Source organism: Mitsuaria sp. MSU3D (genome assembly GCF_056867975.1).
In genome coordinates this window covers 2,111,004-2,124,457 of record NZ_CP200314.1, presented here as the reverse complement: position 1 = coordinate 2,124,457, position 13,454 = coordinate 2,111,004, and the positions used below count along the sequence as shown (strand labels likewise).

The 13,454-nt window shown below is 69.1% G+C and carries 15 protein-coding genes and 1 pseudogene; 7 read left to right on the top strand and 9 right to left on the bottom strand.

Annotated features, from left to right (window positions below):
- Positions 1 to 50 precede the first annotated feature (50 nt).
- On the top strand, positions 51 to 791 hold the full coding sequence (locus AC1VNM_RS09175) for an SDR family NAD(P)-dependent oxidoreductase (protein ID WP_483106679.1): 741 nt from the start codon (positions 51 to 53) through the stop codon (positions 789 to 791).
- Positions 792 to 823: 32 nt separating this feature from the next.
- On the opposite strand, the gene AC1VNM_RS09170 is transcribed toward AC1VNM_RS09175, so the two are convergent.
- Positions 824 to 1,798, bottom strand: coding sequence for an aspartyl/asparaginyl beta-hydroxylase domain-containing protein (locus tag AC1VNM_RS09170; RefSeq protein WP_483106678.1), 975 nt, complete (start codon positions 1,796 to 1,798; stop codon positions 824 to 826).
- Positions 1,799 to 2,136: 338 nt separating this feature from the next.
- Here AC1VNM_RS09170 and AC1VNM_RS09165 point away from each other — a divergent pair, with 338 nt between their 5' ends.
- Together AC1VNM_RS09165 and AC1VNM_RS09160 are read left to right on the top strand one after the other, a co-directional pair.
- Entirely contained in the window at positions 2,137 to 2,976 is an 840-nt protein-coding gene (locus tag AC1VNM_RS09165) for a MipA/OmpV family protein (RefSeq protein ID WP_483106677.1), read from the top strand.
- A gap of 55 nt (positions 2,977 to 3,031) precedes the next feature.
- Positions 3,032 to 4,447, top strand: a complete 1,416-nt coding sequence (locus AC1VNM_RS09160) for a HAMP domain-containing sensor histidine kinase (RefSeq protein WP_483106676.1) — start codon at positions 3,032 to 3,034, stop codon at positions 4,445 to 4,447.
- Positions 4,448 to 4,490: 43 nt separating this feature from the next.
- Here AC1VNM_RS09160 and AC1VNM_RS09155 read toward each other — a convergent pair whose 3' ends face one another.
- The 3 genes from AC1VNM_RS09155 to AC1VNM_RS09145 form a co-directional block, all read right to left on the bottom strand.
- Positions 4,491 to 4,781 carry a hypothetical protein gene (locus AC1VNM_RS09155; protein WP_483106675.1) on the bottom strand — a complete coding sequence of 97 codons (291 nt, stop codon included), beginning with the start codon at positions 4,779 to 4,781 and terminating at the stop codon, positions 4,491 to 4,493.
- A gap of 113 nt (positions 4,782 to 4,894) precedes the next feature.
- A complete protein-coding gene (locus AC1VNM_RS09150; protein ID WP_377154667.1) occupies positions 4,895 to 5,299 on the bottom strand; it encodes a response regulator in 405 nt (134 codons plus the stop codon).
- Positions 5,300 to 5,407: 108 nt separating this feature from the next.
- Positions 5,408 to 6,421, bottom strand: coding sequence for a LysR family transcriptional regulator (locus AC1VNM_RS09145; protein ID WP_377154669.1), 1,014 nt, complete (start codon positions 6,419 to 6,421; stop codon positions 5,408 to 5,410).
- 70 nt (positions 6,422 to 6,491) lie between these two features.
- Between AC1VNM_RS09145 and AC1VNM_RS09140 the strand changes: the two are divergent.
- The 3 genes and pseudogenes from AC1VNM_RS09140 to AC1VNM_RS09130 all read left to right on the top strand — a co-directional run.
- A pseudogene (locus tag AC1VNM_RS09140) lies at positions 6,492 to 7,871 on the top strand (acyclic terpene utilization AtuA family protein); the annotation flags it as partial.
- Between the two features lie 117 nt (positions 7,872 to 7,988).
- Complete coding sequence (locus tag AC1VNM_RS09135; protein WP_377161879.1) at positions 7,989 to 8,399, top strand: AtuA-related protein; 411 nt, start codon at positions 7,989 to 7,991, stop codon at positions 8,397 to 8,399.
- The gene (locus AC1VNM_RS09130) at positions 8,396 to 9,421 is read left to right on the top strand and encodes a Bug family tripartite tricarboxylate transporter substrate binding protein (protein ID WP_483106674.1); all 1,026 of its coding nucleotides are present in this window, start codon (positions 8,396 to 8,398) and stop codon (positions 9,419 to 9,421) included. The genes AC1VNM_RS09135 and AC1VNM_RS09130 overlap by 4 nt, the downstream gene beginning before the upstream one ends.
- A gap of 54 nt (positions 9,422 to 9,475) precedes the next feature.
- Here the strand turns inward: AC1VNM_RS09130 and AC1VNM_RS09125 are convergent, their stop codons facing one another.
- From AC1VNM_RS09125 to AC1VNM_RS09110, 4 genes are all read right to left on the bottom strand, one after another.
- Positions 9,476 to 9,667: a 4-oxalocrotonate tautomerase gene (locus AC1VNM_RS09125; RefSeq protein ID WP_377154671.1), complete on the bottom strand. Its 192-nt coding sequence runs from the start codon at positions 9,665 to 9,667 to the stop codon at positions 9,476 to 9,478.
- A 27-nt stretch (positions 9,668 to 9,694) separates the two neighbouring features.
- Positions 9,695 to 10,459: a class II aldolase/adducin family protein gene (locus tag AC1VNM_RS09120; RefSeq protein ID WP_483106673.1), complete on the bottom strand. Its 765-nt coding sequence runs from the start codon at positions 10,457 to 10,459 to the stop codon at positions 9,695 to 9,697.
- Positions 10,456 to 10,800 carry a hypothetical protein gene (locus tag AC1VNM_RS09115; RefSeq protein WP_483106672.1) on the bottom strand — a complete coding sequence of 115 codons (345 nt, stop codon included), beginning with the start codon at positions 10,798 to 10,800 and terminating at the stop codon, positions 10,456 to 10,458. Before AC1VNM_RS09115 ends, AC1VNM_RS09120 begins: the two co-directional genes overlap by 4 nt.
- A 290-nt stretch (positions 10,801 to 11,090) precedes the next feature.
- Entirely contained in the window at positions 11,091 to 11,855 is a 765-nt protein-coding gene (locus AC1VNM_RS09110) for a hypothetical protein (RefSeq protein WP_377154677.1), read from the bottom strand.
- Positions 11,856 to 12,109: 254 nt separating this feature from the next.
- On the opposite strand from AC1VNM_RS09110, the gene AC1VNM_RS09105 reads away from it, so the two are divergent.
- Positions 12,110 to 12,481 (top strand): VOC family protein, encoded by a 372-nt coding sequence (locus AC1VNM_RS09105; RefSeq protein ID WP_483106671.1) that lies wholly within the window; start codon positions 12,110 to 12,112, stop codon positions 12,479 to 12,481.
- Between the two features lie 86 nt (positions 12,482 to 12,567).
- On the opposite strand, the gene AC1VNM_RS09100 is transcribed toward AC1VNM_RS09105, so the two are convergent.
- Positions 12,568 to 13,425, bottom strand: a complete 858-nt coding sequence (locus AC1VNM_RS09100; RefSeq protein WP_483106670.1) for an amidohydrolase family protein — start codon at positions 13,423 to 13,425, stop codon at positions 12,568 to 12,570.
- Positions 13,426 to 13,454: the final 29 nt, after the last annotated feature.

The following is a 13,454-nucleotide window of genomic DNA, read 5'->3' as shown; positions in this document are numbered from 1 at the left end:
TTGTCGACATTCTACGATTAATGCATCGATCACTGCATAAAGGACGGATCATGAGCACCCTTACTGGAAAACGCGCCCTCGTCACTGGGGGATCGCGGGGCATCGGAGCGGCCATTGCCGTTGCGCTCGCTGAAGACGGCGCGGATGTCGCGCTGACCTATCAGAACTCGCCGGAGCGCGCCCAGGAGGTCGTGGCAGCTATCGAGCGGCTGGGCCGTCGCGCCGTGGCCATCCAGGCCGACAGCGCGGATCCCGCCGCCATCAAGCGCTCGGTCGACGAGGCGGTCAGCACCTTGGGCGGACTGGACATCCTCGTCAACAACGCCGGGATCGCGCGCTACAGCGCGATCGCTGACTTCAGCGTGGAGGACATCGATGCGCTGCTCGCGGTCAATGTCCGTGGCCCTGTCCTGACCACCCAGGCGGCGATCCCGCACCTCGGCGCGGGCGGCCGCGTGATCACCATCGGCTCGGCCGGAGCGGACCGCATCGTCGGCTCGCCGGGCACGGTCTACTACATGACCAAGTCGGCGCTGCAGTCCTTCACCCGCGGGCTGGCGCAGGAGCTGGGTCCGAAGGACATCACGGCCAACCTCGTGCAGCCGGGCTCGACCGACACCGACATGAATCCCGCCAACGGCGAAAGCGCGGACTTCCAGCGCGGCCTCACGCCGCTGGGCCGCTTCGCCGCGCCGGCGGACATCGCCGCGGCGGTCACCTTCCTCGCGAGCCCGGGGGCAAGACATGTCACCGGCACCATCATCACGGTCGACGGCGGACTGCTTACCTGAGTCCTTCGCATGCGTCGGAGGCGATCCCGCGATCAAGCCGTGATCGCCTCCAACACATGCAGCACCGCGAAGATCATCGCCATCAGTCCGCTCAGCAGCGTTGAGTTCAGCAGGAACTTCAAGGTCCTGTAGACGCGCTGCCGCTCCGTCTTCAATCGCAGCGAACGCTCGCGCAGCGGCGCGAGCTTCGCGAAGAGCGCGCTGAACACGCCGCGCTCGTCCTCCGCCGTGTTGGCCACCAGCGTGCCGCGCGCGATCACGCGGTAGCCCGCGTGGATCACCCGCCCCAACGCATTCATCGGGCGGTCCACATCGCACATCAGGATCAGCCGCGGCCGATCCGTCGCGTTGTGCGCGCTGTGGGGATAGGTCTCGTCGAAGATGAAGTCCTGTCCGTCCCGCCACACGCAGTCCACGTCGTCCACCTGGATGCGACACGCCGGATCGTTGGGCGTCTGCAACCCCAGGTGATACCGGAACGAGCAGGCCATCGGATCCGCGTGCAGCGACAGCTCCGCGCCCGCCGGCAGGATCGAGAACATCGCCCCGCGGATCTGCGGGACCTGCGCCAGCAGGGCCACCGTGCGCGGGCACAGCCGCTGCGCGGAGCGGTGCGTCGTGCCGTACCACTTCAGGTAGAACTTGCTCCAGCCGCGCTTGTAGAAGGTGCGGAAACCGACGTCGTAGTAGCCCGCCGAACCCGCCGCCTTCGCGGCCTCGAACGCGCCCGCCGCCTCGAGCGTCAGCGCCTCGTCGCGGATCACGCGCCAGTTGGCGCGCAACAGCCGGATGCCGTCGAGGTAGTCGGCCTGCAACACCGGCTGGCGCGCCGAGGCCCGCGTCGTCATGTACATCAGGCAGTTGAGCGGCGCGAAGAGGGGCCAGCTCTTGCGCAGGTACTGCGTGAAGCTCTCGTAGCGGCGACGGCCGCGCCACCGGTAGACGTAGACGATGCAGGCGGCGACGTACGCCGCCACGGCCATCAGGCCGAGGGTGCTGAAGCTCATGCTCATGGGGCAGGGGTGACGCGTTGGGCGCTGGTGGCGCCCTGGGTAGGGTCGGTGGGATCGGTGCGCTTGGTGCGCTTGGTGTGCCCGAAGTGCTTGATGCGCACGATGAAGCCATCCACCAGGCTGAAGAGAGGAAGCGACTGTCCCGTCGCCCGTCTTTCCGGCTCCTTACCGCCGATGGAGGAGGGGTCAGTCCTTGCCGACCTGCTTCAGAGGGAGCTCAGAGGGAGCTCAGAAGGAGTTCAGAGGGAAACAAGCGGTGTACGGTAAGGAGTCAGTAAGACACCGGCGACGAGGATGCGGGCTCCAATCACCGCCCCTCTCGGGAACTTCTCATGGCACCGCAGACACGATTCCTCTCGCATGCGCCCCGGGCGCTCACCCGCGCCGTCTTCTCTTCCGCCGCGGTTCTCTGCGTGTCGGCACCGCTGTCCGCGCTGGCCGCGGGCGCGGGCGGTCCCGGCGGTCCTGGCGACAAGGACGGCGATTCGTCCTGGGGCCTGGGCGTCGGCGCGGTGATCTCGCAGAAGGCCTACACGGGCTATGACCGCAAGACCCGGGCGCTGCCGATGATCAGCTACGAGAACCGCTGGGTGAAGGTCGCCGGACCGGGTCTCACGGTCAAGCTGCCGAGCTGGACCATCAACCCGTCGCAGCGCGTCGACTTCGGCCTGGTGGCCAGGCTGGACCTGAGCGGCTACGAGCAGGACGACGCCCCCATCCTCAACGGCATGGCCGAGCGCAAGGGCGGCCTGTGGGCCGGCGCGAAGGCGGAATGGAAGACCGACCTGTTCGAGCTCGGCGGTGAATGGACGGCCGACGCCTCCGGCCACAGCAAGGGCCAGAAATTCGCGCTGACGCTGGAGAAATCCTGGCGCGTCGGCCAGCAGGTGATGCTGACGCCGCGCCTGGGCGCCAACTGGGTCGACAAGAAATACGTCGACTACTACTACGGCGTTCGCGCCGCCGAGGTCCGCGCCGGCCGCGCGTTCTACCAGGGCAAGTCGACGACCAATGCCGAGGTGGGCCTGCGCACGATGTACCTGTTCAACCCGCACCACGCGATGTTCCTCGACCTCAGCGTCACGGCGCTGGGCAGCGGCATCAAGGACAGCCCGCTGGTCGACCGTTCGACGGAGAATCGCCTCTTCGTGGGTTACCAGTACCGCTTCTGATGCCCGAGGGACGCCGCGCGGCGGCCGGAGACTGCTCGACGTGAAACCCGGATGGATGAAGAGCCTCGCCTTCAAGGTGATGGTGGCGTACGTCGCCGGGGTCGTGCTCACCGTCGTGACGCTCGCACTCGTCTTCAAAGGGCTGACGAGCCTGCGCGGCCCGCTCTACTTCGACGAGAACATCGCCGAGTTCGCCGAGGAACTCGCCGAGAAGCTGGAGTTCGACGCGTCCGGCGTCCCGGTCGGCTTCAATCAGCAGGAGCGGCAGCGCGACTGGATGTTCGGCGTGCTGAAGGACGACCTGGCGTACCGGCTGCTGGATGCGTCGGGTCGCGTGGTGCTGGCGTCGTCGACGCCGGAGGCCTTCTGGATCGCGAGCGGACCCGGCGCGCGGCAGCTCAAGCAGGGCAGCTTCGCCTTCGAGTACGCCGGCCAGCCGATGCGCGGCGCCACCGAGGTCGTCGTGCGCCATGGCCGCTCCTGGTACCTGCAGCTGGCCGGCAGCGCGCGGCTCTTCGAACTCTTCCACCTGGACTTCGCGCTGCCCTTCATGGGCATCGGGATGCTGCTGTTCGGCTCGACGCTGCTGCTGGTCTTCGGCGTCTGCGCCTACGTGATGCTGCGGCGCGTGCTCCAGCCGCTGCATGAGGTCTCGGCCTCGGCGGCGGCGATCTCGCCGCGCTCGGTGCACGGGCGCCTGCAGGTCGACCGCGTGCCGACGGAGATCGTCCCGCTGGTTGAGAGCTTCAACCGCGCGCTCGAGCGCCTGGAGCGCGGTTATCGCGTGCAGCAGGAGTTCCTCGGCACGGCGGCGCATGAGCTCAAGACCCCGCTGGCGCTGATCCGCGCGCAGGTGGAGCTCATGGCCGCGGGTCAGGGGCCGGACATGCTGCTGCAGGACGTCGAACACATGACGCGGCAGGTGCAGCAGCTGCTGTTGCTGGCCGAGGCGAGCGAGACGCAGAACTACGTCTTCGCGCCCACCGACGTGGGCGGCGCGGCGCGCGAGGCCGTGGACTACCTCACCCGGATGTCGACCGCGCGAGGGGTGGTGCTCGATGTCGTGGTCGGCGCCGCGGACCGGCCGGAAGATTCAGGCCAGCCGGGCAGGCTGCATGAGCCGGACAAGTTGGACAAGTCGCAAGCGCCGGTGATGTGGGACGCGGATCGGGCTGCGCTGTTCACGCTGCTCAAGAACCTGCTGGAGAACGCCATCCAGCATGCGCCGGCCGGCAGTCTGGTGAGCGTGGAACTCGAGGCCGACCGGCTGTCGGTCCGCGATCGCGGGCCGGGCGTGACCCCGCTCCAGCTGTCGAGAATGTTCGCGCGCTTCTGGCGCGGTGCGCATCGTCGCGACCACGGCGCCGGGCTGGGCCTGGCGATCTGCCAGGAGATCGCGGAGGCGCATGGGTGGACGCTGTCCGCGCAGCCCGAGGACCCGGGGCTGCGGATGGTGGTGGCGAAGGGCTGAAACGCGGAACGAGGGCCGTGCGAACGGACCGCGCCCCCCCGACTCAGTTGGCGGCGACGCTGACGCTGTCCTCGTCGCGCAGTTCCCCGGCGGCCATCTCGTCGAACGACGGGCGGTACTCGGGGGCAGGTCTTGCCTGGCGTTCCTCGGCCTGCGACCGGGCGAGCAGGGCGCGACGCGCGGGATCCGCCTTGATCAGGCGTCTGGCGCGGCCGATCTCCGCCGCATGCTCGGGCCGGCGGCGCTCCCAGTCGGCCAGCAAGGGGCCGTGACGTTCAGGGAAGATGCACCACCATTCCACGATCGAAGCCGCGTTGTTGAGGTCGAGCAGCATGCCGGTACTCCGGGAGTTGGATGGCTCGATGATACTGTATTTTCATACAGTAGTGACTCAAAGATGTGGGTTCGTGGCCGCCGCCCCCTGTTGGGAGGGCTTGCGCGGTGGCCTCAGACGGCGCTGGCCCTGATCCGCGATTGGCCGAAGGTCACGGGCGCCTGCGCCAGCACGCTCACCGCCTGGAGCAGTCGCTCCATGTCGTAGGTCTTGTCGTAGAAGCCGGTGATGCCGGCGTCCACGCATCGGGGGCCGTATTCCGCCTCGTCGGCCGAGGTGACCATGTAGGCGATGCCCTCGTACCCCGCGGCGCGGAGCCGCTCCATCATCGCGAAACCGCAGCCTCGTCCGAGGTCCAGTTCCGTCAGCACCAGGTCGGGCGCGCACAACGCCGCCAGGAAGACCGCCTGGTCCTCATCGGAGGCCTGGCCCACCACGGTCGCGGTGGGCACTTCCCGCAGGCGCTCGTAGAGCGTCTTGCGGAAGGCGGCGGAAGGATCGGCGAGCAGAATTTTCATGGCGGTGTCCTTCGCGCATATTGGCACCGCTCCGCCACGATGTCTGCACCGTGGATGCCTCTGCGGGTGTCAGGCGTTGCCCTACTCGGCGGGTCCGCGTGAAGACGTTCACGATCCCTTGATGGGCGAGCATCGCACCGCCACGCCGGGCCGCTTCGGTCCTTCGGTGGCCCAGCGCCACAGCGACTCCGCCATCGCCTGCGCCGAGGCCGACAGCGCGCGGTCGCGCCGGCAGATCAGGTAGATGTGGCGCTGCAGGCCCTCGTCGGCGATCGGGCGCGCGATCAGGTCCGGGTGGTTGAAGTGGAACAGCGTCAACGCCGGCACCAGCGTCACGCCGTGGCCCGCGAGCACCATGCCGGCCACCGAGCTGAGCTGCTCGAACTCCAGCACCGGCCGCAGGGGCTGGAAGGGCATCGCGGCGTCCAGGGCCTGCCGGACGCTGCTGGGCCGCGCGGCGTCCAGCGCCTGTCGCACGCTGCTGTGGCGCGCCAGGCCGATCACCGCATGGTTCGCGCACTCCTCCAGCCGGGGCCGGCGGCGGCGCGCCATCGGATGGTCCCGCCGGCAGACCAGGTAGAAATCGTCGGACAGGAAGGGCTCGACCGACAGCTCCGGCGCGGTGGCGCGCACGGCGGCCAGCGCCAGGTCGGCACGGCCCGTGCGCACGCGCTCCACGCAGCTTTCCGACAGCACGTCCGCGAGATTGAGCTCGATGCCCGGGTATTCCTTGCGGAAGGCCGCGAGGTACGGCGGCAGCCAGCCCGCCACGAGCGCGGGCAATGCGGCCAGCGCCACGCGGCCGCGGCGGCGCGCCACGTGATCGCGCACGTCGTCGGTGGCGAGCCGCATGTCCTGCAGCAGGCGCCGCGCCGGGTCCAGGAACAGCGCCCCTTCGACGGTGGGCTCGACCGCGCGGGTCGTCCGGTCGAAGAGGCGGGCGCCCAGGCTGTCCTCCAGCGACCGGATCAACGCGCTGAAGGCCGGTTGCGACAGGTGGCACTGCGCGGCGGCACGCGTGAAGCTGCGCAGCTCCGCCAAGGCGACGAAGGCGGCGAGCTGCCTGGCCGACAGGTTGGCCACCGCGGATCGATAGGTCGAAACGGTCGATGACGGACTCATTCGCTTCTCCGATCAGTTGATCCAAACAATCAAATTCTCCTATAGGCGGGTCAACTCTACAGTCGACGGCATGGAATCCGCCGCTGCGCCCGCTTCAACATCCCCGTCCACCTCTCTGCTTGTCGGCTGCGCCGCCGGCTTCTCCGGCGATCGCACCGACGCGGCACGCCCGGTCGTCAACACGCTGATCCGTCTCGGCGGCCCGGCGGTGCTGATCTTCGAGACGCTGGCCGAGCGCACGCTCGCGCTGGCGCAGCTCGCGCGGCAGCGGGATCCCGAGGGCGGCTTCGAGCCGCTGCTCGACGAGATGCTGCTGCCGGTGCTCGCGGACTGCCTCGCCCATCGCATCCCCATCGTGGGCAACTTCGGCGCGGCCAATCCGCCTGCCGCCGCGCGCCGCGTGCAGGCGCTGGCGGCCGAACTCGGCGTGCGGGCGCCGGTCGTCGCCGTCGTCGGCGGCGACGCGCTGGAATCTCCCGAGCAACGTGCGCTGCTGACGCAGACCTTGGCGCGCGAGGGCCACGCGATCGCCGAGGACACCATCGCCTGCGCCAATGTCTACCTCGGCGCGGAAGGGATCGCGGAGGCGCTGCGCCTGGGCGCGGATGTCGTCGTCACGGGCCGCGTGGCGGACCCGTCGTTGACGGTCGGTCCGGCGCTCGCGTATTTCGGCTGGGCGCCCTACGACTGGGACCGGCTGGCCGGCGCGACGATGGCCGGTCATCTGCTGGAGTGCGGCGCGCAGGTCTGCGGCGGCTACTACGCGGACCCCGGGTTCAAGGAAGTACCGGATCTGCCGAACGTGGGCTTTCCCATCGCCCGGATCCACGCCGACGGCAGTTGCACGGTGTTCAAGGCCGACGGCACGGGCGGCTGCGTCGACGAGCACACCGTCAAGGAGCAGCTGCTGTACGAGCTGCACGACCCCGCGGCCTACCTGACGCCGGACGTCGTCGCGGACATCGGCGAGGCGCAGGTGCAGGGTGTCGGTCTAGACGCGGTGCGGCTGTCGGGCGTGCGGGGTCACGCGCGGCCCGAGGCGCTGAAGGCGAATGTGTTCTTCGCCAACGGCTGGCTGGCGGAGGGCGAGATTTCCTACGCCGGCCCGGGGGCGGAAGCGCGGGCACAGCTCGCCGCGACCGTGCTCCGCGCCCGGCTCAAGGCGTGGGAACGGCAAGGTCCGCTGCGGGTCGATCTGATCGGCGTGACGAGCGTGCTGGGCGACGACCGCGGCGACGCGTTGGCTGGCCTGGACGTCGGCGACGCGCGCGACGTGCGGCTGCGCATCGCGGCGAATCACGCGGAGCGCGCCACCGCCGAGCGCCTGACGCGCGAGGTCACGGCGCTGTACACCTGCGGTCCCGCCGGCGGTGGCGGCGTGAGGACGAATCTGCGTCAGCGCCTGGGTCTGAGTTCCTGCCTGTTCCCTCGACAACTGGCCTACCCGACGGTGACGCTCTCGTCGGAAGGCAGCGAGGGGGGCTGGGGCCGGAATGGTGCTTGGGGGTCCAGGAGGGATCCCCCATGCACCGTGGAGAGCCCGCGCTTGGCGACACGCACGACGGCGATGTTCCGCGGCGCCTGCGCATCGACCCCCCGCACCGTTGAACTCCGTCTCGTCGCCCACGGCCGCACCGGCGACAAGGGCAACCGCTCCAACATCAGCGTGATCGCCTGGCACCCGGCGCTCTACCCGTTGCTGGTGGAGCAACTCACCGAGGAGGCCGTCGCCCTCAGGTTCGCGTCCCGCCGGCCGAGCCGTGTGACGCGGTACCTGCTGCCGCACCTGCACGCGATGAACTTCGTGCTGGACGACATCCTGGATGGCGGCGTCAACGATGCACTGAATCTCGACAGTCACGGCAAGGCGCTGGCCTTCGTCGTGCTGGCGATGCCCCTGGAGGTGCCGGAGTCTTTGCTGCCGCTGCTCCGGCGACCGGTCCTGAATCACAACGACATGATGGAGATGACGCCATGACTTTTCCGACGCCGATCAGCCGAAGACAGACCCTGATGATCGCTGCGTGCGCCGCGGCATTCTCGGTGGGCGTGCCGGGTCACGCGCAGGCCCAGACGCAGGCCCAGCATCAGGCATCAGGCGCGGGCGGCTACCCGAGCCGGCCGATCACCTTCCTGGTCCCCTTTGCGCCGGCAAGCGCGACGGACCAACTGGCGCGGGCGCTGGGGCAGTCGGTCACGGAGCAGACGAAGCTGGCGGTCGTCGTCGACAACAAGGCCGGCGCCAGCGGCATGCTCGCGGCGCAGCAAGGCGCGCGCGCCGCGCCGGACGGCTACACGGTGCTGATCACGACCAACACGACGCAGGCCGCCAATCCGCATCTGTACCGGAAGCTGCCCTACGACCCGGTGAAGGACTTCGCGCCGGTGACCGGTCTGGGCAAGGGCGGCCAGGTGATGGTGGTCAAGGCCGACGGCCCGTACAAGTCCGTGGCGGACGTGATCGCGCACGCGAAGCGCGAGCCGGGCAAGGTGAGTTTCGGCAGCGGGAGCGCGTCGAGCCGCGTCGCGGGCGAGCAGTTCCAGCAGCTCTCGCACACGCAGCTGCTGCACGTGCCGTACAAGAGCAATCCCCCGGCGCTGACCGACCTGATCGGCGGGCAGGTCGACTTCATGATCACCGACACGGCGACCGGGCTGCCGCAGATCAAGGGCGGGAAGGTGAGGGCGCTGGGCTTCTCGATGACCAAGCGTTCGCCGCTGCTGCCGGAGGTGCCGACGATCGAGGAGGCCGGCGTCAAGGGCTACGACATGAGTTACTGGTTCGCGGCCTACGTGCCGGCGGCGACGCCGGCGCCGGTGGTGCAGCGTCTGCGCGAACTGCTGATCGCCGCGCTGCGCAGCGTGCCGGCGAAGACCTTCTTCGATGGTGCCGGCGTGGACGCCTGGGCCAGCACGCCGGACGAGCTGCGCGTGTTCCAGGAGGCGGAGACCCGCAAGTGGGGGCTGATCATCAAGGCGGCGGGGATCGAGCCGGAGTGACGCCTCCCGGAGTCCGCCCGGCGCTCCTGCGCATGAAGGGACGACGCGCCCGGCCTACTTGCCTTTCTCGGACCACAGCACGCCGCCGGTCGCCCAGTCCTGACGCTTCACGTCGAAGAACAGGACGTCGACGCCGTCAGCGCTACCGCCAAGCACGCGGACGCAGGCCTCGGTGAGTTCCCTGGCCAGATCGGCCTTCTGCTGCGGGGTCCGGCCTTCGAAGAGTTCGACGCGGAGGGTGGGCATGGGTGTTCTCCTGGGAGTGTGGGGGATTCAGTTCCGGAAGCCGGGCGACAGCCGGTCCACGCGGCGCAGCAGCGCGGGCCATTCGGCGTCGCCGTCGCGTTCGGTGCCGTCGCCGATCCATTGGTGGTGGGTGAGCTTTGCAAGTTCGTCGCTGACCTGCAGCACGCGGCCGCCGGTCGCGGCCGCTGCGGCCATCGCGCGCAGCTGCGCCTGCGCGGCGCGCTCGAGGATGTGCATCAGCAGGTAGGCCTCGGCCACCGAGCGGCCGACGGTCAGCGTGCCGTGGTTCTCGAGGATCAGACCGTCGAGCGCGCCGAGATTGGCGACGAGGCGGGCTTGTTCATCGGCGCCCAGCGCCAGTCCTTCGTAAGCGTGGCGGCCGAGCCGGCCGTGCAGACGCATCGCCCATTGCGAGGTCGGCTGCAGTCCGCCCGGGAGCATGGCCAGCGCGACGCCCCACGGTGCGTGCAGGTGGATCACGCATTCGACGTCGGGGCGGGCGGCGTGCACGGCGCCATGGATCGCGAAGCCGCTCGGATTGACGCGCCGGCCGGTGCCGTCGACGACGCGGCCGCCTACGTCGACCTTCACCAGGCTGGAGGCGCAGACCTCGTCGAAGCCGAGACCGAATTCATTCAGCAGGTAGACGCCGGGCTCGCCGGGAACGGCGGCGGACAGGTGCGTGTAGATCGTGTCGTCCCAACCCGCCAGCGCGGCCAGGCGATAGGCGGCGGCGAGGTCGATGCGGACGTCGGATTCGGTGCGGGGGCGGGAAGGAGTGGGCACATTCATTTCTTGGCGGCGCAGAGATGCTTGCTCTTGGGTGACCAGCAGGTCACCTTTTCGGCATTCACCGCGATGTAGAGACCCACGGCGATCAGGGGAATACAGACGAAGGCCTTCTTCCATCCCCTGACTACGCCGACCACCGATTCGCCCAAGCTGATTGGAATCCCGCCCCCGAGGGCGAACACGACCGCGACGAGCATCGCCGTGATGCCAAAGAAGCGGGTGAATGCGAACGGGCCCAGGAAGATGGCGACACCAGCACCGATCAGGGCAACGATGAACGCCGCGGCCCGAAGAAGGGGATGGCTGTCCGCCACCTCAGGAGCGGGCTGCTTACGGGTCATTTCACACCCCCGACATTGCCGGGACAGGTCGAGCCGCGCAGCCGGATCTCCGAGAGCCGCACGTCGTCGGCAGTGAAGTTGAAAATCCGGTCCCCATGAACCCCAGTCATCGGCGTGTGGTGTCGAAAGATGGCAATGCTGCGGAGTCTATTCGACGCACGACGCGCTGGGCGGGCGCTGGCGCGCGCCGATGACGAGGGCCGGGAGATGTCCGAAATGATGGCGAAGGTCCGAGGGAAGCGCGGGAGGTCAAGAGCCCTCGCGATGAACCTTGTTCGTGCCGATGGACCTCAAACCCCCGGCACGCACACCATCGCAATGCTCGCCCACACCCCGAAGCTGAAGTACGGCGTGAGCCACAGCGCATCGGCCTTCCACGCGACCCAGCTGCCGCTCGGGACGCGGCGGTGCCAGGCGTCGCGCGCGCCTTCGTCCAGGCGCATGTAGACGAGGCCGCGCGCGCGGCCCTCGCGGTAGCGGCGGCAGTACATCGGCACGTCCACGCTGAGCACATACGCGACGAAGCCCATCGCGCCCACGATGCCGAAGAGCGCCACCGCGTGGACCCAGCCGCTGCTGTTCAGCGCGATGACGCCGAGCAGGATCGCCATCCAGCTGAAGCCCGCCGCCCAGAGCGAGGACTCGACCGCTTGCGTGATGTGATTCAGCGTCAGCACGCTGTGCCAGCAGAAGCCTTGCGCGATCACCATGAACAGCGGGATCGCCCACGCCGCCTTCTGGACCGCCGGCATGCCGGCGTGCCCGGCCAGTTGGTGGACCAGCAGACCCAGTTGGAACGCGAAGCAGATCTCCGCGATCGTGGCCGCGGTGCGGCCCAGGAAGATGCTGGAGAGGTGGGTGTCCACGACGACCAGTCGCTCGAGGTCCACCCGCGGAAACAGCGAGCGGTAGGCGCAGACCAGCACGTAGACGCCGGACAAGGCCAGGTGCAAGTGAGCCTGGAAGCCGTCGATCGGCGCGAATTGCAGCACCGCCAGCCACAGGCAGACGTTGAGCACGGCGATCGCGCGAAGGGCGCGCCACCAGGACAGCACGCCGGGATCGGCGCCGGCAAGTCCTACAGAAGAAATATTGCGAATTGATGACATCTCGCAGTGAGGGTAACCGCGACTCGATGGCCCAGGGAATGGCCCGGATGGCTCATTCGGCGCTATCGATGGCCGGCCGACGGGCTTGGCGAAAGCGCCGCGGAAAAGGCGCCGGTGAGCCGCCGATGAGCCGCCGATGAGTCGTCGATAGGCCGCCGACAGATGGCGCGATGATGGACACCCCCTTTTCAGGAGAGCTCATGTTCGACCACGTCAAATTCGGCGTCCGCGACTATGCCGAGAGCAAGGCGTTCTATCTGCAGGCGCTCGCGCCGCTCGGCGTGACGATCGGCGGGGAGAGCGTTCCGACCTACGGCATCGAGATCTGCGGCAGCAACAACGCATCGCTGTGTCTGTTCCAGACCGAGGAACGGACGGCGCCGCTCCACATCGCCTTCGTGGCCCAGACCCGCGACCAGGTCGACGCGTTCCATCGCGCCGCGTTGGCGGCCGGCGGCAAGGACAACGGCCCGCCCGGACTGCGTCCGAAGTACCACGCGAACTACTACGCGGCCTTCGTGATCGATCCGGAGGGGCACAACATCGAGGCGGTCTGCCACGCACCAGGCTGACCGGGCCTCGACGCTGCTTTCATAGCGCGCTCCTCGAAGCGAGAGCGCGATTGGGAAGCCGCTGGAGGGCCGCCGCGAAGCGGCGCTCAGAACCCGTACAGGCTCAGCGCGTTGTCGGTGAGCACGACCTCGCTCATCGTGTCCGAGGCCAGCCAGTCGGCGAGCCACCGTGGCGATGCGGACGTCGCCTGCGCCTGCTCATGGGCCGTGCACGGCCAGTCGCTGCCCCACACCAGCCGCATCGGACCCACGCGGTCCAGCCAGCGGGCCGCCAGGTCCTGGGCCTCGCACCCGGCCGCGAGGCGGTAGGGCGCGCTCAGCTTCACATAGAGCCGGTCGTGTTGTCCGGCGACCAGGCCGCTGAACTCGGTCGGCGACGCCGGCTTGCCGAAGTGGTCGACGACGACCGTCAAGGACCCGGGGAGCTGGCGCAGCACTTCCGCGAGACGCCCGTGGTCCGTGTGGATCTGCAGATGCCAGGACAGCGCCTCCAACTGATCGAACAGCGGATGCAGGTCCTCGCCGATCCGGTGATCGGTGCCGACCAGGTTGAGCCGGACGCCGCAGACGCCCAGCGCGTCCATGCGGCGGAGCTCGTGGACCGCGAAATCCGGCGAGACGACGGCCACGCCGCGGAGCTGCGCGGGCCGCTCGGCCAGCAGCTGGAGCAGGTGGCTGTTGTCCGTGCCGAGGAAGCTCGGCTGCACCAGCACGCCGTGCGTGATGCCGTTCGGCGCGACCGCCGCGTCCCAGGCCTCGATCGGCGCCGCGTAGTCCGGCACATAGCGCGATCCCGGCGCGCCCGCGGTCGTCAGCGCAAACGCGTGGAAGTGCGTGTCGACCACGCCCGAGAGGGGCTGGCCGGTGACCGCGCCCGAGCCGGGCGTGGCGGCGGCCTCGCTCGGGCCGGTGGGGTTGACGGCGGGGTGGGGCGTCGGCATCATGAGCGAATTCTAGTCCTATAGAGGACTGC

Coding starts and splice junctions, on each gene's coding strand:
- AC1VNM_RS09175 (WP_483106679.1), top strand. CDS start 51: ATGAGCACCCTTACTGGAAAACGCGCCCTCGTCACTGGGGGATCGCGG.
- AC1VNM_RS09170 (WP_483106678.1), bottom strand. CDS start 1,798: ATGAGCTTCAGCACCCTCGGCCTGATGGCCGTGGCGGCGTACGTCGCC.
- AC1VNM_RS09165 (WP_483106677.1), top strand. CDS start 2,137: ATGGCACCGCAGACACGATTCCTCTCGCATGCGCCCCGGGCGCTCACC.
- AC1VNM_RS09160 (WP_483106676.1), top strand. CDS start 3,032: ATGAAGAGCCTCGCCTTCAAGGTGATGGTGGCGTACGTCGCCGGGGTC.
- AC1VNM_RS09155 (WP_483106675.1), bottom strand. CDS start 4,781: ATGCTGCTCGACCTCAACAACGCGGCTTCGATCGTGGAATGGTGGTGC.
- AC1VNM_RS09150 (WP_377154667.1), bottom strand. CDS start 5,299: ATGAAAATTCTGCTCGCCGATCCTTCCGCCGCCTTCCGCAAGACGCTC.
- AC1VNM_RS09145 (WP_377154669.1), bottom strand. CDS start 6,421: ATGAGTCCGTCATCGACCGTTTCGACCTATCGATCCGCGGTGGCCAAC.
- AC1VNM_RS09135 (WP_377161879.1), top strand. CDS start 7,989: ATGTTCCGCGGCGCCTGCGCATCGACCCCCCGCACCGTTGAACTCCGT.
- AC1VNM_RS09130 (WP_483106674.1), top strand. CDS start 8,396: ATGACTTTTCCGACGCCGATCAGCCGAAGACAGACCCTGATGATCGCT.
- AC1VNM_RS09125 (WP_377154671.1), bottom strand. CDS start 9,667: ATGCCCACCCTCCGCGTCGAACTCTTCGAAGGCCGGACCCCGCAGCAG.
- AC1VNM_RS09120 (WP_483106673.1), bottom strand. CDS start 10,459: ATGAATGTGCCCACTCCTTCCCGCCCCCGCACCGAATCCGACGTCCGC.
- AC1VNM_RS09115 (WP_483106672.1), bottom strand. CDS start 10,800: ATGACCCGTAAGCAGCCCGCTCCTGAGGTGGCGGACAGCCATCCCCTT.
- AC1VNM_RS09105 (WP_483106671.1), top strand. CDS start 12,110: ATGTTCGACCACGTCAAATTCGGCGTCCGCGACTATGCCGAGAGCAAG.
- AC1VNM_RS09100 (WP_483106670.1), bottom strand. CDS start 13,425: ATGATGCCGACGCCCCACCCCGCCGTCAACCCCACCGGCCCGAGCGAG.